The 20,282-nt window shown below is 58.8% G+C and carries 18 protein-coding genes and 1 tRNA gene; 11 read left to right on the top strand and 8 right to left on the bottom strand.

The features are described 5' to 3' along the window. Window positions 1-25: 25 nt before the first annotated feature. A complete protein-coding gene (locus tag HMPREF2860_RS02380) occupies window positions 26-895 on the bottom strand; it encodes a hypothetical protein (protein WP_235191254.1) in 870 nt (289 codons plus the stop codon). 53 nt (window positions 896-948) lie between these two features. On the opposite strand from HMPREF2860_RS02380, the gene HMPREF2860_RS02375 reads away from it, so the two are divergent. The 3 genes from HMPREF2860_RS02375 (at window position 949) to HMPREF2860_RS02365 (ending at window position 3,775) form a co-directional block, all read left to right on the top strand. Beyond that, complete coding sequence (locus tag HMPREF2860_RS02375; RefSeq protein WP_070628563.1) at window positions 949-1,803, top strand: DUF3097 domain-containing protein; 855 nt, start codon at window positions 949-951, stop codon at window positions 1,801-1,803. Between the two features lie 60 nt (window positions 1,804-1,863). Continuing rightward, entirely contained in the window at window positions 1,864-2,301 is a 438-nt protein-coding gene (locus tag HMPREF2860_RS02370; protein ID WP_038625427.1) for an NfeD family protein, read from the top strand. Window positions 2,302-2,392: 91 nt separating this feature from the next. Continuing rightward, entirely contained in the window at window positions 2,393-3,775 is a 1,383-nt protein-coding gene (locus HMPREF2860_RS02365) for an SPFH domain-containing protein (RefSeq protein ID WP_070628562.1), read from the top strand. A 4-nt stretch (window positions 3,776-3,779) separates the two neighbouring features. Here HMPREF2860_RS02365 and HMPREF2860_RS02360 read toward each other — a convergent pair whose 3' ends face one another. Together HMPREF2860_RS02360 and HMPREF2860_RS02355 are read right to left on the bottom strand one after the other, a co-directional pair. Beyond that, window positions 3,780-4,352, bottom strand: coding sequence for a DNA-binding protein (locus HMPREF2860_RS02360; protein ID WP_070628561.1), 573 nt, complete (start codon window positions 4,350-4,352; stop codon window positions 3,780-3,782). Between the two features lie 128 nt (window positions 4,353-4,480). Next, the gene (locus tag HMPREF2860_RS02355; RefSeq protein WP_070628560.1) at window positions 4,481-5,152 is read right to left on the bottom strand and encodes a TVP38/TMEM64 family protein; all 672 of its coding nucleotides are present in this window, start codon (window positions 5,150-5,152) and stop codon (window positions 4,481-4,483) included. 387 nt (window positions 5,153-5,539) lie between these two features. On the opposite strand from HMPREF2860_RS02355, the gene HMPREF2860_RS02350 reads away from it, so the two are divergent. From HMPREF2860_RS02350 to meaB, 3 genes are all read left to right on the top strand, one after another. Then, window positions 5,540-7,432: a methylmalonyl-CoA mutase family protein gene (locus HMPREF2860_RS02350; RefSeq protein ID WP_070628559.1), complete on the top strand. Its 1,893-nt coding sequence runs from the start codon at window positions 5,540-5,542 to the stop codon at window positions 7,430-7,432. 8 nt (window positions 7,433-7,440) lie between these two features. After that, entirely contained in the window at window positions 7,441-9,660 is a 2,220-nt protein-coding gene (gene scpA / locus HMPREF2860_RS02345; RefSeq protein WP_070628558.1) for a methylmalonyl-CoA mutase, read from the top strand. A gap of 66 nt (window positions 9,661-9,726) precedes the next feature. Beyond that, window positions 9,727-10,839 carry a methylmalonyl Co-A mutase-associated GTPase MeaB gene (gene meaB, locus HMPREF2860_RS02340; protein ID WP_070560293.1) on the top strand — a complete coding sequence of 371 codons (1,113 nt, stop codon included), beginning with the start codon at window positions 9,727-9,729 and terminating at the stop codon, window positions 10,837-10,839. 157 nt (window positions 10,840-10,996) lie between these two features. On the opposite strand, the gene HMPREF2860_RS02335 is transcribed toward meaB, so the two are convergent. Continuing rightward, on the bottom strand, window positions 10,997-11,329 hold the full coding sequence (locus tag HMPREF2860_RS02335) for an ArsR/SmtB family transcription factor (protein WP_070628557.1): 333 nt from the start codon (window positions 11,327-11,329) through the stop codon (window positions 10,997-10,999). A gap of 188 nt (window positions 11,330-11,517) precedes the next feature. On the opposite strand from HMPREF2860_RS02335, the gene cls reads away from it, so the two are divergent. Next, window positions 11,518-13,011, top strand: a complete 1,494-nt coding sequence (gene cls / locus HMPREF2860_RS02330; RefSeq protein ID WP_083309495.1) for a cardiolipin synthase — start codon at window positions 11,518-11,520, stop codon at window positions 13,009-13,011. A 79-nt stretch (window positions 13,012-13,090) separates the two neighbouring features. On the opposite strand, the gene HMPREF2860_RS02325 is transcribed toward cls, so the two are convergent. Beyond that, window positions 13,091-13,176, bottom strand: a tRNA-Leu gene (locus HMPREF2860_RS02325). A gap of 226 nt (window positions 13,177-13,402) precedes the next feature. On the opposite strand from HMPREF2860_RS02325, the gene HMPREF2860_RS02320 reads away from it, so the two are divergent. Further along, window positions 13,403-13,987, top strand: coding sequence for a YbhB/YbcL family Raf kinase inhibitor-like protein (locus tag HMPREF2860_RS02320; RefSeq protein ID WP_070628556.1), 585 nt, complete (start codon window positions 13,403-13,405; stop codon window positions 13,985-13,987). 138 nt (window positions 13,988-14,125) lie between these two features. Here HMPREF2860_RS02320 and HMPREF2860_RS02315 read toward each other — a convergent pair whose 3' ends face one another. From HMPREF2860_RS02315 to HMPREF2860_RS02305, 3 genes are all read right to left on the bottom strand, one after another. Then, complete coding sequence (locus tag HMPREF2860_RS02315; protein WP_070628555.1) at window positions 14,126-15,226, bottom strand: quinone-dependent dihydroorotate dehydrogenase; 1,101 nt, start codon at window positions 15,224-15,226, stop codon at window positions 14,126-14,128. Beyond that, window positions 15,227-16,390, bottom strand: coding sequence for a hypothetical protein (locus HMPREF2860_RS02310; protein WP_187402663.1), 1,164 nt, complete (start codon window positions 16,388-16,390; stop codon window positions 15,227-15,229). 108 nt (window positions 16,391-16,498) lie between these two features. Then, window positions 16,499-17,434 carry an aldo/keto reductase gene (locus HMPREF2860_RS02305; protein WP_070432142.1) on the bottom strand — a complete coding sequence of 312 codons (936 nt, stop codon included), beginning with the start codon at window positions 17,432-17,434 and terminating at the stop codon, window positions 16,499-16,501. A gap of 132 nt (window positions 17,435-17,566) precedes the next feature. On the opposite strand from HMPREF2860_RS02305, the gene HMPREF2860_RS02300 reads away from it, so the two are divergent. From HMPREF2860_RS02300 to HMPREF2860_RS02290, 3 genes are read left to right on the top strand one after another with little or no spacing between them, the layout of a single operon-like run. Next, the gene (locus tag HMPREF2860_RS02300) at window positions 17,567-18,448 is read left to right on the top strand and encodes an undecaprenyl-diphosphate phosphatase (protein WP_040361409.1); all 882 of its coding nucleotides are present in this window, start codon (window positions 17,567-17,569) and stop codon (window positions 18,446-18,448) included. Between the two features lie 18 nt (window positions 18,449-18,466). Next, window positions 18,467-19,849, top strand: a complete 1,383-nt coding sequence (gene mshC, locus HMPREF2860_RS02295; protein WP_070628554.1) for a cysteine--1-D-myo-inosityl 2-amino-2-deoxy-alpha-D-glucopyranoside ligase — start codon at window positions 18,467-18,469, stop codon at window positions 19,847-19,849. A 2-nt stretch (window positions 19,850-19,851) separates the two neighbouring features. Further along, window positions 19,852-20,259, top strand: coding sequence for a hypothetical protein (locus tag HMPREF2860_RS02290; RefSeq protein WP_038625453.1), 408 nt, complete (start codon window positions 19,852-19,854; stop codon window positions 20,257-20,259). Window positions 20,260-20,282: the final 23 nt, after the last annotated feature.

Here is a 20,282-nt window from a genome sequence, read left to right as displayed (position 1 = left end):
TTGGACCGCAGGGCAAGGCAAACCTCTAGCGGGTCCACTCCTGAATCGCGTATTCCACCGCGCTCATCCGCGCCTGCCGAATCTTTCGCCACAGCGGGATGAGCTGCGCATCAAACGCGGCGCTGCCGTGCCCCGACTCGCTGCCCTGTGCCACCGCCAGAATCGACGACACCCGATCAGCTCGGGCGAGCACTCCCAGTGCACGGCGCGGCACATCATCCGGAACAAAAGCCATGTCCAGGTGATCATCAAGCATGCCGACCATCAGCCGAGGATCCGCCTTCGGGGTACCACTGCTTGACGACGTCAGCGGTGAACGCGGCATCGCCGCAATAGTGGCAGCCGCAACTCGCGCCGCATCCGCCAGCTGCAAATCCGCCTCGCCAGGGGAGAGATAGGCCGGCTCCGGGATGTGTCCTTCGAGCGTGTACCAGTGCCACTGCAGCAGACCGGGCACCGGCGATGTCACTGGTACGAGCGCATGGTTCCAACCCGGCTCCGCATCCGCAATCACAATGGCTGAGCCTGCTGCGCGTGCGCCCTCAGCGGCGTCGGTTCCCGCAGGCAGTGCAGGTGCGTCACCGGGTCCGGAGAGAATAAGGCGGACGAGGGGACGATGGTCACTGTGCCAATCTCCCGCGTCAGTAACTGCTCGAAGAAGGCGGAGCATGTCGCTTCGATCGAGATCAGCGTCGCAATCGATGACATTCGGAACCATGGCGTCGGCAAGCACGAATGTCCCCGGAACTGACGTGGGCCCGCCGAGCGAATCAAGAGCATCGAGGAGATGATCGTAGTTTTCCAAACCCGACAACCATGCGCCCAGCCAAAGGGCGATGTGCTGAGTTGGACTCCAGACCTGGTCGAGAACACTGCGCTGCATAGTGCAGCTCATCCTAGTGCAGTGTGTCGCCGGTTCCGTAACCCATGCTGTTAATCTCAGTATCCATGAGCTTTCAAGACCCGTATCGCAATCAGGACGTGTTTGCTGGCGCACGTGGACACCGCCGTCGTATCCCGCAGCCGGCACGCGAGGTAACAGCAGAAAATGGTGTTGTCGTCGAGGCATCCTATGACGGATTCGTCGGTGCGATTATCGGGTTAGAGAAAACTTTCGACGGCTGGTGCGTTCGGCTGGAGGACCGCCACGGAAAGTCGCGGCTGTTTCCCATGCACGAGCGCGGTTTTCTCATCGATGGCAAACCTGTGACTCTGGTACGGCCGAAGGCAGAACCAAAGAAGCCCTCGCAGGATCTGTCGGCATCGGGCTCGCGCAAGGTCCACAACGTCAAGGCTAAGGTTGCTCTACCCAGCCGTATCTGGGTCGAGGGTATTCATGACGCGGCAATTGTCGAGAAAGTATGGGGCCACGATCTGCGTGTTGAGGGCGTAGTCGTCGAGTATCTGGAGGGCTTGGACAATCTCCCGGAACGCTTGGCCGAATTTGGTCCGGGTCCGAAGCGCCGCGTCGGAGTCCTGGCAGACCACTTGATGGAAGGCAGTAAAGAAAGCCGCATGACTCAGCAGCTCGGCCCGCATGTGATGGTCACTGGCCACCCATTTATCGATGTCTGGCAGGCGGTCAAGCCCTCGTCGGTAGGCATTGAAGCATGGCCGGAAGTTCCTTACGGGGAGGACTGGAAGACAGGAATCTGCCGTCGCTTGGGCTGGGGAGACGACCCCAAGGAGGGCTGGCGACGCGTCTACGCAGGTGTACACACCTACCGTGATCTGGAGTCGGATTTGATTGGTGCAGTTGAGCGCCTGGTCGACTTCGTCACTGAGCCACATATGCAATACTGATCCCGAAATACTGGCTCCACTCGCCCCACATTTGTTCTGCAAAGTAGGTAGGGTGAGGGCGTGATTTCTCTCCTTTGGCTCGGAGCAAGCCTCCTACTGGTTCTCGGTGAACTCGCGGTCGGAGATTTAGCACTGTTAATGCTCGGAGGTGGTGCGCTGGCAGCGTCCGGTGCGAGCCAGCTTGGAGCGCCGCTTTGGCTGTCAGTGGTTATCTTCGCCGTTGTGTCCGCCGCACTTGTGCTGACAGTTCGCCCTGTGTTGCGCAAGAAGATGGCAAAACCGGACAAGTCCGCCGAACTGGAGTCGCGTCCGGAACTGCTAGCGGGCCGTCATGCTGAGGTCATCGAGCCAGTTTCCTCGTCAGCGGGTCTGATTAAGGTCAATGGCGAGTTGTGGAGCGCGCGCAGTCTTCTGACTGCGCAGACCTTCGATGCGAAGGAAAGAGTCACGATTGTAGAGATTTCGGGCAATACCGCAGTAGTGGACAAGCTGCTCTGAGCAGTCAACTCACTTAAAGGGCGCTCGGAGCACTCTTAGTTACTGACCATCAAATAACTGACCACACAGTTTCTAGCTACGAGGGAATTCCATGGAAGGCTTTATCATCCTCGTCGTTTTCATTCTCGTGGTTGTTACCTTGGTTCTCAAAGCGATTGTGCTGGTCCCACAGGGTGAAGCGGCAATCGTAGAGCGACTGGGACGATACACGCAGACACTGAATAGCGGCCTGAACTTCATCATCCCGATTATTGACCGAGTGCGCGAGAAGGTTGATACCCGTGAGCGTATGGTTACCTTTCCGCCACAGGCAGTGATCACCGAAGACAACCTGACTGTGGCTATCGATACCGTCGTGACCTTCCAGGTCAACGAACCGGATCGGGCGATTTACGGTATCGACGACTACATCTTCGGTGTCGAACAGATCACTACCGCAACGCTTCGCGACGTCGTGGGTGGTCTGACCCTGGAAGAGACACTGACTTCCCGTGACTACATCAACCGCCGTCTGCGCGGCGAGCTGGACGAGGCCACTGCCAAGTGGGGTCTTCGTATCGCTCGTGTGGAGCTGAAGGCTATTGAGCCGCCACCGTCGATTCAGCAGTCGATGGAAAAGCAGATGAAGGCCGATCGCGAGAAGCGCGCCATGATTCTGACTGCGGAAGGTACCCGCGAAGCCGATATTAAAACTGCTGAGGGCCGTAAGCAGGCACAGATTCTGGCCGCCGAGGGTAACAAGCACGCAGCAATTCTGGCTGCTGAAGCTGAGCGTCAGGCAACCATTCTGCGCGCTGAGGGTACTCGCGCCGCTACCTACCTTGAGGCACAGGGTAATGCTCGCGCTATCCAGAAGGTCAACGCCGCTGTCAAGGCTTCACAGTTGACACCTGAGATCCTTGCCTGGCAGTACCTGGAGAAGCTACCTGAGCTGGCAAATAAGGACGGCAATACTGTTTGGATGATTCCGTCGCAGTTCGGTGACAGCCTCGAGAGCTTCGCCAGGGCTTTCGGCAAGAAGGATGCCGACGGTGTCTTCCGCTATGAGCCTCCGGCCGTGAGCCGAGAGACCAAGGAAGAAGCTGAGCAGGGCCGCGATGAGAACTGGTTCGACATGTCGACCAACCCGGAGTTGGCTCGTGCGGTTGCCGCGGCGAACGAGGTCGCTAACCGCCCGGTTGATGATCCGGTAGCTGCAGCAGCGGGTAATACCCCTGAGAGGAAGAAGAACGGCCGCGCCGAGTCAGCTCAGCCCGCTCAGCCTGAACAGTTGGGTGGCCAGAACCGCCCGGCAGCGGTTGAACCTGCAACACCGGATGCACCGGCTGCACCGTCAGTTCCCTCCGGCAAACGTGACCTGCCCTCGGCTCCTGGTACCGGTAATACCAATGCAGGCGGCGGTGCCCACTCCACCGATCATCCAGATTTTTCAGGATGGTCACGTGACCCTTACACCCCAGAAAATGGGCAGTAAGTTTTTATAATTCGTCAGCTCGCTGAAGCAGGTGGACTGCCAGGTTCCACCCGGCCAACTCCGCCTGCCAACCAGCTGCTGCGAGGCGCTGATTGACGGCCTGTTTAGAAACTCCCAATTCTTCCGCGGCCTCTACCTGTGAATAACCAGCGCGAACCAAACCAGTTGCCTCGCGCCCTTCGGGGGACCTGCGAGAGATAACGTAATGCAGCAATGTGAATGCTGCACCAATATCCTCCGAGTAGTCCTTACCGCGCGGATTGTTAGTCCGAATGCGGGTTTTTACCGTGCCGGCTCTGCCTCCCTTACCGATGACTGAGCTCGATGCCAGATGCGCTTGCTCAATGTTGTCCTGAGGACAAACACCGATACCTATTGCCCAGTCACCTGCGGCCAATAGCGCCAGCACAAGCGTGGTGACTCCCACAGCATTTTCAGGAGCTGCGCGAAGCTCTTCGATACCTGCAACCTCAACAGTTCCTACGCCTTCCAGGCCGGAAAGTGCCTGCGCAGAGGCCTGAACGTGATCTGCCCTGCGAGTAGATCGACCGCGATACCTGGCAAAGACTGAGTACATACGTTCTAGTCTAGCCCCACCCCTTGACACTTGGGCTAAGACACGTTCATTGCCTCCGCAAACTCACGGGCAACCAACACCAGTCCGCCGAAAAACTCACGTCTAGTTCTAGAGCGCCAAGCGGTGTTTTAATGTTTCGAAGAACCGGTTACGACAGGGAACTTGGCGTCCGCAAGAAGCCCCAGCAGGCCAAGCACGAGCAGAATTCCCGTGGCCACCGCAAAGCGCACGTCGAAGCCGACCAACAGCGCGTCGCCAAGCAAAACGACGGCGAGTGTGTTCGGCGCCGAACCCAGGGCAGTGGCGATGATATACGGCACGATGCGTATCGACGACAGCCCACAGGCGTAGTTGAGAAACGAAAATGGCACGCCAGCAATCATGCGCAAGCTGAGCACTGTGAGCCAGCCGCGTTGTTCCAACCGGTGGTCGAGACTGAGGAGACGGCGGTTAGTCAGGTGCGTGCGAAACCAGTCGCGTCCCAAAAACCGCACAATACAGAGGGAGAGAAGGCCAGACACCGTGGTCGCAGTAATTGCGAGCAGGAAACCAAGCATTGGTCCGAAGAGGATTCCGGAAGCCAAAGTGAATACGGTGCGGGGGATTGGAAACTGAGTCAGTGCAACGTATGCGAGAAAGTAGAGGAGAGGGAACCAGTCACCGGCATCGATGGACCACTGCCGGATGGTAGCGACGGTGGGAACATCGACGTACAGCGTGACGACGACCCCCACACCTACGGCTAGCACCAGCAGAACCTTTTTGAGTGTAGGGGTAATTCGCACATCGGATACGTTCACCCATTTGAGGTTACCGGGGATTGCGGAGAAGCGTGTGACCTGCGAGTTGGGGGCTCCGCAAGGAGGGCGAATCAGTGGCTAAAGGCGTTTGCCCTTTATTTCACTAGGATGGGAGTCAAGGTCACTATGCCTTGGCTCGAGCACTTGACGTGCCCGTCAGCACAAAACCGAACGTAAGGGTATTGCACAAGTAGCTGAAAAGTTCAGTGCACGGACACTCGGGTGAGTCTTAGCGTCTGACTAGTGGCTCTTATTGACTATTGGAGGAAGCCAACGCCTTATAGATCCCTTTCCGTCGCGGAGAATTCGGAAATTGTCGCAACCGAATATCCTCGGCCATGGATTGATGGGGGCGTTGCTTAGAACATGTAAGGGAGAAGGTCTGTCGTGACTGACCGAACGACCCCCGAATCACCTTCCACGCTGCCACCAAACTTCGAGGAATTGCAGAATTCCTGGTATCAGGGCGTGGCCAAGGTATTCGCGCGGGTGCACAAGCAAGACGTTGCAGATGTACCGCTCGATATTTGGAAACGACTAATTCAGACCACCTACGACGGTGTCGATGTCCGTCCGCTCTACACCCGCGCGGATGAGCATGCGGAAAGCCCAGCTCCGGGTCAGTTCCCATTCGTCCGTGGCGCAAAGGTCACTTCGGACAACACCAACGGTTGGGGCGTTCGAGAGACCTTCAGTCGCCAATACCCGGGTGAGGATGCCCTTGACCCAAAGGCCGTCAACGAGACTCTGCTGACTGCCCTGGAAAACGGCACCACGGACATCCGCCTGGACTTCACCGGCTCCCTCGAAGCCGCTGACGTGCCAGCTCTGCTTAACAATGTCTACCTCGACCTTGCTCCGATTGCCGTACATGCTGGTAAGAAGACTGCACAGGTTGCGGAAGCACTGACGTCCTACATCGAGCAGGTAAACCCGACTAATCCAGACAACATCGCAGTAGAGCTTTCTGCAGCTCCGCTGACCTCTGCTTTTGCCGGTATTGATGATGTTTCTCTCGACGAGGCCATTCAGCTGGCCGTCAAGGCAGCTAAGCAGCCGGGCGACATCCGCGCCCTGCTTGTCGACGGCGTTGTTTTCTCCAACTTGGGTGCAAACAACATCCAGGAGATCAGCTACAGCCTCGCCGTTGGTGTCGCCTACCTGCGTGCGCTGACTAAAGCGGGCTTGAGCGCTGAAGAAGCGCTCGGCCAGATTTCTTTCCGCTTTGCCGCTACCGACGACCAGTTCGACACCATTGCGAAGTTCCGCGCCGCTCGCGTTCTGTGGGCCCGCGTTGCTGAGGTCATCGGTGCCCCTGAAACTGGCCGCGCTCCGATGCACGCCGTGACAGCCCCGGTCATGTTCAGCCAGCGCGATCCGTGGGTCAACATGCTGCGTGTAACTGTCGCCTCCTTCGCCGCAGGTGTCGGCGGTGCTTCCTCAATTGAGGTTCTGCCGTTTGATTACGCAGTTGTCGGCGGCATGCCGAACGTCTCCAAGACTTTCAAGGCTCGCATCGCTCGCAACACCAACCTGTTGCTGCTGGAAGAGTCTCACCTTGGTTACGTCGCCGACCCAGCAGGTGGCTCCTACTTCGTGGAGGACCTGACCGAGGAAATGGCCGACAAGGCGTGGGAGATCTTCACCGGCACTGAGGCCGCCGGCGGTTTCACCTCCGCAGAGGCCGATATTCGCACCGCCCTGGACGCTACCTGGGAAAAGCGCCGCGCCGATATCGCGCATCGCCGCACCAAGGTCACCGCTATCAACGAGTTCCCGAACCTGGCTGAAGCCCCACTGGCTCCCGAGGCTCGCCCGGAGGGCGATCCGATTCGCCGTTGGGCACGCGACTTCGAGGCGCTGCGCAACCGCTCCGATGACTTCCTGGCTGAAAAGGGCAACCGTCCGCTGATTGCCATGCTGCCGCTGGGTCCGCTGGCCAAGCACAACATCCGCACTGGTTTTACCTCCAACCTGCTGGCTTCCGGCGGTATCGCCGTCGCTAACCCCGGCCAGGTTGTGCCGGGCGAGGCCGGTTTCGAAGAGGCAGTGAAGGCCTCTCCGATTGTCGTGCTGTGCGCAGCCGACAGCGAGTACGAGACCTCGGGCCAGGACGCTGTCAAGGCCGCCCGCGCCGCAGGCGCTAAGGAGGTCCTGGTGGCCGGCTCCGAGAAGAGCTTCGCTAATGCCGCTGAAGACGCTCGCCCCGACGGATACCTGAACATGACCATCGATGCTGTCGCGGAGCTGTCCCGACTGCTGAACGAACTGGGAGCGTGAAGGAAGTAATGACCACCATCCCAAATTTCGCTGACATCTCCCGCAACACCGACGACGCGGCAGCTGCCACCAACAAGGCAGCTGCCGCGGAAGCTGGTGAAGTGTGGACCATTCCAGAAGGCATCGACGTCAAGCGTGTCTACGATCGCGCTGACCGCGACGCCGCAGCTGCCGAGGGTCACCCGGTAGATTCTTTCCCGGGTATCGCCCCATTCATGCGCGGGCCGTACCCGACCATGTACACCAACCAGCCGTGGACTATTCGCCAGTACGCTGGTTTCTCCACCGCAGCTGAATCCAACGCCTTCTACCGCCGCAACCTCGCGGCCGGCCAGAAGGGTCTTTCGGTCGCTTTCGACCTGGCGACCCACCGCGGTTACGACTCGGACAACCCGCGTGTGTCCGGCGACGTCGGTATGGCCGGTGTGGCAATTGACTCGATTTACGACATGCGTGAGCTCTTCCAGGGCATTGACCTGGGCGGTGTCTCGGTGTCTATGACCATGAACGGCGCTGTGCTGCCGATTCTGGCCTTCTACATTGTCACTGCTGAAGAGCAGGGCGTTTCGACTGAGCAACTGCGCGGTACGATCCAGAACGACATTCTCAAGGAGTTCATGGTTCGTAACACCTACATTTACCCGCCGAAGCCCTCGATGCGAATCATCTCTTCGATCTTCGAGTACACCTCGGCAAAGATGCCGAAGTTCAACTCGATTTCGATTTCCGGCTACCACATTCAGGAAGCCGGCGCGACGGCCGACCTCGAGCTCGCTTACACGCTTGCCGACGGCATCGAGTACCTGCGGGCCGGTATTGACGCTGGCTTGGAAGTTGATAAGTTCGCTCCGCGTCTGTCCTTCTTCTGGGGCATCTCGATGAACACCTTCACCGAGATTGCCAAGCTGCGTGCAGGCCGTATCCTCTGGTCTGAGCTGGTTGGCAAGTTTGGTCCGAAGAACCCGAAGTCGCAGTCCCTGCGTACTCACTCGCAGACCTCCGGTTGGTCGCTGACCGCCCAGGACGTCTACAACAACGTCGCTCGTACTGCTGTTGAGGCTATGGCCGCAACGCAGGGCCACACCCAGTCGCTGCACACCAACGCCCTGGACGAGGCCTTGGCACTGCCGACTGACTTCTCGGCCCGTATTGCTCGTAACACTCAGCTGCTGCTCCAGCAGGAGTCCAACACCACGCGTCCGGTTGATCCGTGGGCTGGTTCCTACTACATCGAGTGGTTGACCAACGAGCTGGTCAAGCGTGCACGCCAGCACATCGACGAGGTCGAAGAGGCTGGCGGTATGGCACAGGCCACTATCGAGGGCATTCCGAAGCTCCGCATTGAAGAGGCGGCAGCTCGTACGCAGGCTCGTATTGACTCGGGGCGCCAGGCTCTCATTGGCGTGAATAAGTACCAGGTCGAAGAGGACGAGGCCATCGAGGTTCTCAAGGTTGAGAATTCCCGCGTACGCCAGGAGCAGATTGACAAGCTGGCTCGCCTGCGTGCCGAGCGCGACGAGGAAGAGGTTCAGAAGGCACTGGCCGCTCTGACCGACGCTTGCCGTAACCCGGGTGAACCGGGGGACCTGGACAAGAACCTGTTGAAGCTCGCTGTCGACTGTGCTCGCGCCATGGCCTCCATCGGTGAAATCTCCGACGCAATGGAAGAGGTCTTTGGCCGCCACCAGGCCGAGATTCGTACCCTCTCCGGCGTCTACAAGGACGAAGTTGGCAAGGAGGGTGCCGTGTCTAACGTCTCCAAGGCCATCGCCATGGCCGATAAGTTCGAAGAGCAGGAAGGTCGCCGTCCGCGTATCTTCCTGGCCAAGATGGGCCAGGATGGTCACGACCGCGGCCAGAAGGTCATCGCGTCCGCCTACGCGGACCTCGGCATGGACGTTGACGTGGGGCCGTTGTTCCAGACTCCGGAGGAGGCCGCCAAATCGGCAGTCGACTCGGATGTCCACGCCGTCGGTGTTTCTTCGCTAGCCGCCGGACACCTGACGCTCGTGCCTGCTCTTCGCGATGAGCTGGCAAAGCTGGGTCGCGAGGACATCATGATTGTCGTCGGTGGTGTTATCCCACCGGGCGACTTCCAGGAACTCTACGATGCCGGCGCCGCGGCTATTTACCCGCCGGGCACCGTCATCGCTGATTCGGCAATCGACATGATGACCAAGCTCTCTGCCGAGCTGGGCCTCGACATTGCCGTTGACGAAGAGTCCTAATTAACTACCGCATACGCGCTGAGCTGAGCGTTCAGCTCAGCGCGTTGTCGGAATTGAGAAGTAGCGATGAACGAGTTTCTTGAAGAAAACCTGGGCACCCTCGTCACTACCGCTGGCACGGTCGTTGAGGGCAAGACAGCTGTGGCCCCCGAAGTTGTCCGTCGTGCGCGACGACGGATTGATGTTGACGACCTCTTTGAGGGCGTGCGGGCTGGAAACCGCACTAAGTTAGCTCGGGCAATCACTCTGTTGGAGTCGACTGCTCCGGCGCATAAGGTGCTGGCTCAGGAACTACTGGTGAAGTTGCTGCCATTTTCCGGAAAGGCTATGCGTGTCGGCCTTACCGGTGTCCCCGGCGTCGGTAAATCAACCACGATTGAAACCCTCGGGCTGAAGCTGATTGAGGAGGGCCACCGCGTTGCAGTGCTGGCCATCGACCCGTCGTCGACGAAGTCCGGTGGTTCGATTCTGGGCGACAAGACCCGTATGTCCCGGCTCTCGGCCGCGGATGAGGCCTTCATCCGCCCGTCGCCTTCTGCGGGCACGCTCGGTGGTGTCGCCAAGGCAACCCGTGAAGCCATGGTGGTGCTGGAGGCCGCAGGCTACGACATTGTCATCGTCGAGACTGTCGGCGTCGGTCAGTCCGAGGTCGCGGTGGCACAGATGGTGGATACGTTTGCGTTTCTGGCACTCGCCGGCGCTGGTGACCAACTCCAGGGCATCAAGAAGGGTGTGCTGGAGATGGCCGACGTGATTTCCATCAACAAGGCGGATGGTAAGAACCTGCGCCCGGCAAAGCGCGCTGCGCGTGACCTGATGACCGCCATGAAGATGGTGCGTTCCTCAGATCAAGTCTGGACTCCACCGGTGCTGACTATGTCGGCATTAGAGGACGAGGGCATCGACAAGTTCTGGCAAGCCATCGAAGACCATGTCGAGGCTATGCACGAGAATCATCTCTTCGATGAAAACCGCGCTAACCAGCAGATTAAGTGGATGTGGTCCATGGTGCACGAAACGCTCTTGCAGCGACTCAACACCAACGAGGCTGTGCAGATAGAGAGCTCCCTGGTGGAAAAACAACTCCGCTCGGGGCAGCTCACACCGACGCTCGCTGCCCAGCGCATTATGGAGGCATTCGACAAAGGAAGGGCACCGAACGCCGGGCTCGACGATTAGGTACTGAACAACGTAGCTCCCACCAGCGAGACCAATTCCTAGCCGCACGGGTGGGAAACTAGCAGCGCCAAAGAAAAGCAACCCTGCGATCACCTATCGGAGTCTGTCCGGTTGGGTCGCGGGGTTTTCGTCGTAAAGCGAGCGTATCCGTGTGCGCCTACTGACCGCGGTGATGGGGCGGATCGCTGTAGAGCGTGTGTTCGGCGAAGTGGAGAGCGTTGATCACCAGGTTGGTGAGGTGCTCGTCGGGCTGCGAATAGAAGCTAGACGTGCCCTCCTTGCGGGTCTGCACCATATTGGCCATGCGCAACTTCGCCAGGTGTTGAGAAATCGCGGGGATGGGGCGATCGAGCGCACTAGCGATGGCGGTGACGGTCATCTCCCCGTCACGAAGGAGTGACAGGATGGAGAGACGCGTCTTGTCCGCCATCAACTTCAGTACGTTAGTGGCAACGTCGAGCTCGGTGCTCGTAGGAGCCTTCTCAGTCATTTGGAGGGGTAAGTCCTTTCGAAGTCGACATGCCAAACACTTAGTATGTTCAATAAGGTGAACATTACTACGTATTGATATCAGTATTCAATTTCAGATGTCACAATAAGCTGTCGCAAAAGAGGGGAGAGCGCTTCTAAGGGATAGCGACCAAAGATACTGAAAATTCCTTCAGTAATATCATCTGCATGGATTGGTTGATGAGCGCCTTCCCATGGCTGGTGGAGGACTTAACGTGGTGGCAAGTACTATTCTTCGCGCTCGACTACACGATTAAGTTCATCGCGATTGGATGGGTGCCGGAAAACCGAAGCCCATCGGCTTCGACAGCGTGGCTGCTACTGATTCTGCTGATTCCATTTATCGGCCTACCTCTGTTCCTCTTCCTGGGCTCGCAGCAGATCACGGGCCGCCGGCACGAGGTACAGGCACTGGCACAGGAGCTCATTGCGGAACGTACCGAGCATCTGCCCGACGTACCGAACGATGCCAAGATAGAAGATGACGTTGTCAACGTATTCAAGCTCTCGCGTCAGCTCACGGGAATGCCGGCAATTGCCAGCGCGGAAAAGGGACTTTTCACCGAATTCGATACCTCCATTGACCGCATGATTGAGACCATCGATGCGGCTCAGAAATCTATCCACGTGCAGTCCTACATCTTTGCACTGGATTCCAGCACCGAGCCTTTCATACAGGCTCTCGAACGCGCGCACGACAGGGGACTAGAGGTCAAGGTACTGGTCGATCCAATTGGTTCGTGGAAATACCCCGGCTACTACAAGCTGAAAAAACGCCTGAACCAGTCCAAAATTTCCTGGCACCCAATGCTGCCCGTGAGCTTACTGAAGCTCACCTGGCGCCGCCTGGATCTGCGTAATCACCGCAAGCTCGTAGTGATTGATGGCGACATTGTATTCATGGGCTCGCAGAATTTGATTGAGCCCGAATATCAGAAGAAGAAGAATCATAAGATCGGCCGCCGCTGGGTGGACACATGGATTGAGCTCGAGGGCGATATTGCGCTGGCCTTCGACGCAATTTTTGCGGTTGATTGGACCAGCGAGCTATACAAGACCCCAGATGCCACCAGGAACTATTCACTCCACACCACTGAGGTCAACGACAACTACAACGTGGTCCAGGTGCTGCCGTCGGGTCCGGGCTTCAGCACGGAGCCGAACCTGCGCGTGTTCAATAACATGATCTACCAGGCGCACGAGCGGATTATCGCCGTCAGTCCGTACTTCGTCCCGGACGAGTCCATGCTCATGGCGCTGACCTCCGCCGCATATGGAGGTATCGACGTTCAGCTCTACGTTAACGAAGAGTCCGATCAGTTCATGGTCGGCCACGCGCAGCAGTCCTATTACCAGGCACTGCTAACCGCTGGCGTGAAGATTTACCGCTATCCGGCGCCTGCCGTCCTGCACTCCAAGTTCATGGTTATCGACGACCGCATGGCCATGTTCGGCTCGTCCAATCTAGATATGCGCTCCTTCGGCCTCAATTACGAGATCACGCTTCTTTCCGCCGCCGGTTCCATCGTGGACAAACTGATCACGCTTGCCGACGAGTACCGCGACAAATCCCTCCTGCTCACCCAGGAGGAATGGAATGACCGCCCCCTTCGCCAGCGCTACCTGGACTCTGTTTTCCGCTTGACCTCGGCGCTGCAATAGGGCAGTACCATAGAGGTCCCCCAGAAAACACAAAAATCCCGAGAGCTGCATTTACTGCAGTTTCTCGGGATTTATCTTGTGTCCGGAGGGGGACTTGAACCCCCACGCCCGTTAATAGGGCACTAGCACCTCAAGCTAGCGCGTCTGCCATTCCGCCACCCGGACCGGGTAGGAAGCACTTCCGTGCTGACCTGTGATACTGTATCCCGACTACATAATGAAACACAAATTGGCAGGTCATCGGGGTATTAAGGTGCCAAACCTGGGTGTAATTACATCTCCGTTGTTAGCCCCGCATCCGCCTTGGATTCGCGCTGAGAATCCGGCATTGAGGATAGGTAGTCTGGCGAAGTCCCTGCAGCGCGCTCATAAAGTAGGCACACTGGTAGTTATGACTACGAATTCCAACGACACCACAAACAACGCTACAAATAACACTGCACATGCTCCGGTTTTCCCGGGCCCGGATCCGTACGCACCGCTGAAAGATTTGCCAACCTTCGAGCTGTCCTCGCCAGATATCAAGGACGGCGAGAAGATTGCGGATGAATTCCGCGCTCCGTCGAATGTTTCCCCGCAGTTGGATTGGGCCAATCTGCCGGAGGGCACGAAGTCCATTGCCGTGACCTGCTTCGATCCGGACGCCCCGACCGCTTCGGGCTTTTGGCACTGGGCTGTGTTCAACATTCCAGCGGCCGAAAAGGGGCTACCACAGGGAGCTGGCTCCGAAGACAGCTCTAAGCTGCCAGACGGTGCTATCCAGCTTGTCGGTGACTCTGGCATGCGTGGTCACTACGGAGCTAACCCACCGGCGCAGCATGCCCCACACCGTTACATGTACGCGGTGCACGCGGTCGACGTCGAGAAGCTTGATGTTCCGGAAGACGCGACGCCGACAGTGCTTGGCTTCAACCTGTATTTCCACTCGATTGCGCGTGCCATCATCACGCCGTGGTGGGAGAACGTTGGGGAGTAGGGATACGACGCCCACACAGTCGCCTCAACCGCCCGGGCACGCTACTCATACAGAAAACCCCGGGGCCAGCACCTTCATGGCAGCAGGACCCGGGGTCGCGTGTTTATTGGATTAAAAAGCCTCAACGGCTCTCAGCAGTTAACCACGCCACGGGAGGCCACAGCCGACAGCCTCCGAAATGGAGTAGAAGCCCTGAGCTCGAATCTGGCGAGCTAACCCTTGGTGAATGTCACGAATCCAGTCTGGACCGCCATAGATTAACGGTGTGTAGCCCTGCAGCAGGGAAGCGCCGTTGGCAATCCGCTCCCATGCCTGCTCAGCAGTCTCGATGCCGCCGACGCTGATCAGAACAAGTTTGTCTCCGGCGCGCTCGTGCAGCAGCTTCAGTACCTCTAGTGACCGAGCTGCCACAGGTGCACCCGAGACTCCACCGGCACCCATCTCCGCGACTTCATCCGCGGGCGTACGCAGGCCCTCGCGAGAAATGGTGGTGTTGGTTGCCACAATACCCGCCAGCCCCAGATCAACAGCCAGGTCAGCAACTGCAATGACATCCTCGTCGGAGAGGTCAGGAGCAATCTTGACCAGCACCGGCGAGTCGGTCTCCTCAGTCACCGCTGCCAGAATCGGCCGCAGGGACTCTACCGCCTGAAGGTCGCGCAGACCCGGCGTGTTCGGTGAGGAGACATTGACAACCACATAGTCCGCCAAATCTCCGAGCTGGCTGGCCGATTCTCGATAGTCATCGACGGCCTCTTCGAGCGGAGTTACCTTGGTCTTGCCAATGTTGATACCGATGACGTCGTCGCTGCGACGCGCCCGCAGGTTCTCCGCTACAGTGGCGGCACCGGGGTTGTTGAAACCCATGCGGTTCAAGATGGCGCGGTCTTCCTTCAGGCGGAACAGACGCGGGCGATCATTGCCCGGCTGCGGCTTGGCAGTCACGGTTCCCAGTTCCGCGTAGCCAAAACCAATTGGTCCCCAGCAATCCGGGGCAATAGCAGCCTTGTCGAAGCCCGCGGCGAGCCCCAGCGGACGCGGGAAGTCCACACCGAACACGGTTTGACGCAGCACAGCATCGTCAACAACGAGTAGCTTGCTCACCGCCCGCTGAAGACTCTCCGACTTCTGCAGCCCCTTCAGGGTCTTCGAGATGGCCTCGTGAATCTGCTCCGGCGGAACCCGGAACATTGCCTTTAGCGCGAGTTGATAGGACTTGGCGCGAAGTTTCGAAGGCATCTACTTAGTCTCTCCCTCGGAGTCATCTGCTCCCTTGGTGTCACCTGCACCGGTCGGTAGTTTATCGGCTGGCTCCCGAACCGACATCTCCTCACGAATTTTCTCTGCATCCTGCTTGAAATCAGCAATTGCCTTATCGACGTCCGCGGAGTCAAAAATCTGAGCTCCGTCACCGGTAGCCGAGAAGACGCCAATTTGGCCATCCTCGGTGGCGACAACCGACTGTGGGTCTGCAACCGTGTTGATGTCCGCGACCTTGACTGGGGTACCCGAGCTGATGTCGTAGCCAGTCAGCTTGTTCACCTTCGTCGAAGTCACCCAGACAATTCCGCGCGATTCGTCGACCGCTACCGCCCACGGCGCCTCCGGAGCCGGAGCTGCTTGGTGAAGTCGGATGATGTCGGTTGCCGTGTAAATCAGTAGCTGGTTGCCCTTGGTGTCTGCGGCAGCGATGACATGGTCACCGGAAGCTACCTTGCCGACGCCAATGCCCGCACGCAGCGCAGAACCAGCGCGGGATTCATCGAGTTTGAGCTCATGCACCGAGGTCTCTGGACGGTTAACTTCCAAAAGCTTGACGTCAGCGTCACTGTCCGCATCCGGAATCTCAACAAGCTGCGAGCCGTTGTTCGCGGCCTTAAAGTCACTGGCCAACTCGCCGTCAGCGCCGAATACATCGATGACATTGCTATCCGCATGGGCACCGATGATGCGGCCGCCTTCCAGGCCAACTGCGGCGGAGTAGTTGGTACCACGACCAACGACGGCCGCTTCCGTGGCCTGGTCAGTAATGACATGGATGCCATCTTCACACGGCAGCAGAGCAGTGGGGCCGCCCGGCGCGAGTTCGCCGCACTTGGCGTCCAGCTTCGTCGAACGCTCGATTGGGTTATTCAGCGGACCGGCAAAGATCTTGTCCCCGGCCTTCAGGACAACTCGATCGCCGACCAGCACTGCATCAGTGATGCCCTCATCAATCTTCTTGGCTTTCCCGATAGCAGTATCGGGAGCAGCGGGTGAAGCGGCCGGCACTGGCGTGGCGTTGCCCATTCCGGCATCGATGTCTCCTTCCACATCGGAGGAGCACCCTGCCAGGACCACTGCGCTAGCGGAAAGCCCCGCTAGAAGGGAGGTTATGACACGTCGACGACTGTTTTCACTCACGCTATAGAAACTACCACCCCGGCCGGATTACTTTGTGGACGCCTCCAGCCGTGGGAAGTTCTCGCATTCGTTGCGCTTTATAAGCCTTTATAAGAATGCGGTTACTGATTACAGCGTGACGTCGTCAAGCGCGTTGCAAATCTGCGGTGGCAGCGTGAGTTGTTCGGCGGTGAGGTTTTCGCGTAGCTGAGCGCGGTCTCGAGCGCCAACAAGGATCGAGGTGACGCCCGGCCGATCGCGCGCCCAGGAAATCGCTGCGACGGCAGCACTGACGCCGAGCCCCTTGGCTGCGGTGGTCAGCGCACCTGCGACCGTGACGCCGCGTGTGTCGAGGTAGTCCTGTACCTCTGCGTCCGCGTGTTCGGAAGCAGCGCGGGAGTCCTCCGGAATGATGTGCTGGTATTTGGCGGTCAACACACCTTGGGCCAGTGGGGCGCCACCGATAAAGCCGAGACCCAAATGCTCACAGGCGGGCAGCAGCTCAGCCTCAGGGCTTCGCTGGAGCAGCGAGTACTCATGCTGTGCAAACACCGGAGCGATTCGATTCGCGGCGGCATGCGTCACCGCTGCTTGCCATCCGCTGTATCCACGCAGTCCGGCGTAACGTACTTTCCCCGTGCGTACAGCCCATTCCAGGGTGTCGGCGACCTCTTCCGGCGGGGTCAGCCCATCCCAGTAGCCGGGCGACCACAGATCAATGTGTTCGACGCCGAGGCGTCCGAGCGTATCGTCGAGGTCCTTTTGCAGTGTCTTACGCGAGCAGTCCACGCGCCTGCCGACGGGCCGCTCGGGGTGTATGCCAGATGCGACCGAAAGCACCAATTCGTCGGCAACGCCGCGCTTTGCGATGACTGCACCCAGCATGTCGGCAACAGTGTCGCCGCCGTGGAGTGGGGAAGCGTCGACAAGGTTGCCTCCGGCGTCGAGGAAGTCCGTCAGGATGCGTCCGGCCTCGTCTTGCCTGGTACCCGCACCCCAGGTGGCCGTACCCAGCCCCAAGGCGGAGACGCGTAAACCGCTGTTGCCCAGAATTCGTTGTTGCACGATTTTTACTTTAGGACACCTGCGTGCGGTCGCGGGAAAACTTCCGCGGGAGAGGTCTCGCTACGGCCGCGCCGAAACCTCGCTATAGCCACAACACAAATCGGACGAGTAGCCTATACACCCGTGACTATCATGACGACACTAAGCGCCTCAGCGGATACTGCTGCCGATACCGCCGGCACCGGTATGACCTGGGCGCAGACGATCATCCTTTCCGTAGTGCAAGGTCTGACGGAATTTCTCCCGGTGAGTTCCTCGGGGCACCTGCGGATTGTCTCTGAGCTGCTGTGGGGCCAGGACGCCGGCGCATCCTTCACCGCTGTAGTACAGCTCGGCACCGAATTGGCTGTGCTGGTGTTCTTCGCCAAGGACATCTGGCAGATTCTCACTGGCTGGTTTGCCGGCCTGTTCAATAAGGAAGCACGCGGTTTCAACTACCGCATGGGCTGGATGGTGATTGTCGGTACACTGCCGATTGCCATCATCGGCGTGCTGGGGAAGGATCTCATCCGCGACAACCTGCGCAATCTCTGGATTACAGCCGCTGTGTTGGTGCTTTTCTCCTTTGTCTTTATCGCCGCAGAGAAGTTCGGCCGTCGTGAGCGCAACTATGAAGAGCTGACCATGCGAGATGCCATCGTCATGGGTTTCGCGCAGTGTCTGGCGCTCATTCCGGGGGTGTCGCGCTCGGGCGGTACGGTGTCTGCCGGCCTGTTCTTGCACTTGGATCGAGAGGTTGCAACGCGCTTTTCCTTCCTGCTGGCTATCCCCGCTGTTTTCGCTGCTGGAATTTTTTCGCTTCCAGACGCGTTTGACCCTGCGGCGGGACAGGCCGCTAGTGGTGCGCAATTGGCCATCGGTACGCTGATTGCCTTCGTCGTCGGTTATGCGTCTATCGCATGGCTGCTGAAGTTTGTGTCGAACCACTCCTTCGCTTGGTTCGCCGCGTACCGCATCCCGGTCGGTTTGATTGTTATGGTGTTGCTCGGCTTCGGCACGATCAACGCTGTTTAGTGAGGTAGTGAGTATTTCATGCATTCGTGGCCCCAACCACAGGTTCCCAGTCTCGGCGATGCGCGCTTCGATGTGTTCAACCGCGCCAGCAATGCAGGTACGGCGCATTCGCTTGACGACGAAAGCTCAACATCGGTACCCCTACGCCTCTACGACACCGCGGATCAGAAGGTCTCCCAGGTGGAAGCGGGGCCAGAGGCGACTATGTACGTGTGTGGCATCACGCCCTATGACGCCACACACCTGGGGCACGCGGCAACGTACCTCACCTTTGATCTGATTTACCGTCAGCTGCTGGACAATGGGCACTCGGTGCATTACGTGCAGAACATCACCGATGTCGATGACCCGTTGTTCGAGCGTGCGGAGCGCGATGGGGTGGACTGGCGCGAGCTGGGCACCTCGCAGATTGATTTGTTCCGCTCGGATATGGAAAACCTGTCGGTGATTCCGCCACGCGACTACATCGGTGCCATTGAATCCGTCGGCGAGGTCGTGGAAATGGTCGAGAAGCTGCTGGAAAATGGCTCGGCCTATCAGCTCACCAATGACGAGTACCCGGATGTGTACTTCCGCAAGAGTGCCACCGAGAACTTCGGTTACGAGTCCAATTACTCGGCAGAGCAGATGGCGGAGTTCTTTGCGGAGCGCGGTGGCGACCCGGATCGCCCGGGCAAGGAGGACCCGCTGGACGCGCTGGTGTGGCGTGCCGCTCGGCCCGGGGAGCCAAGCTGGGAGGCCCCCTTTGGTGCGGGCCGGCCGGGTTGGCACATTGAGTGCTCGGCGATTGCTACCAACCGCTTGGGTAAGAGCTTCGACATTCAGGGCGGTGGCTCGGACCTGGCTTTCCCACACCATGAGTTCTCGGCGGCTCACGCTGAGGCCGCTACTGGTTGTGCACGTATGGCCCGCCACTATGTTCACGCTGGCATGATTGCGCTGGATGGTGTCAAGATGTCCAAGTCGCTGGGCAACCTGGTGTTTGTCTCCAAGCTGGTGGCCGCCGGCGTGGATCCGAGTGCGATTCGTATTGGCGTGTTCGCCAGCCATTACCGCTCTGATCGCGATTGGTCGGACGAGGTGCTGGAGGCGGCCAAGGCACGTCTCGAAACCTGGCGTGCGGCTTGCGCAGCTACTAAGACTGCCACCGATGAGAAGGCGGTGAGCGCGGCAGCGGCACTGGTTGCCGATGTGCGCGCAAGCCTGGCCAATGACTTGGATACGCCGGCTGCGCTGGACGCTATCGATGCCTGGGCTGCGGAGTGGTCCTCGGCTACCGGCAACAAGGCAGAAGCTGGCGGAGCAGAAGAGGCCGCAGAAGCTGGCACAGTAACTGGCGCAGCGGGTGCCGGAGAGTTCGTTGCCACCGCGCTGGACGCGCTGCTTGGCGTTAAACTTTGATCATGAGCAACTCAGACATGTCTGCAGTCGAAGTAACGAAAGAGAACATCGATAAACTAGTTGCCGATTTGCGCATGTTTGCCACCGGCAGCTACCTGCAGCCCGAGGAACGCGAGTTCTGGGAGCCACTTTTTGACGAAGCGGTAGCCGACCAGGTCGGGGAAGTTCTCCGCGAGGCCGCCGCTGGTATTGATCAGGCGGCGGAGCTGGCCGTCGATAAGCGAGAAGAAGCCGCGACGCAGGCGGTAGAGAACTGCCTACAGCGCGTGGCTGCGATTGAGCATGAGCACGGCGGCTCGATTTTTGACGAGGAGCTCGACGAGATTCTCGTGATTATCAATTCCGCAACGAAAGCTGTCGGTTTGGACCTGCCTGCGGTGAAGGCAGAAAGCTACTTCGAGATGGAATAACCAGCCCGATTAACGGCGCGATT

The sequence above is a fragment of the Corynebacterium sp. HMSC064E10 genome (assembly GCF_001812505.1).
Taxonomy (GTDB): Bacteria; Actinomycetota; Actinomycetes; order Mycobacteriales; family Mycobacteriaceae; genus Corynebacterium; species Corynebacterium amycolatum.
This window is presented reverse-complemented; position numbering and strand designations above follow the sequence as displayed.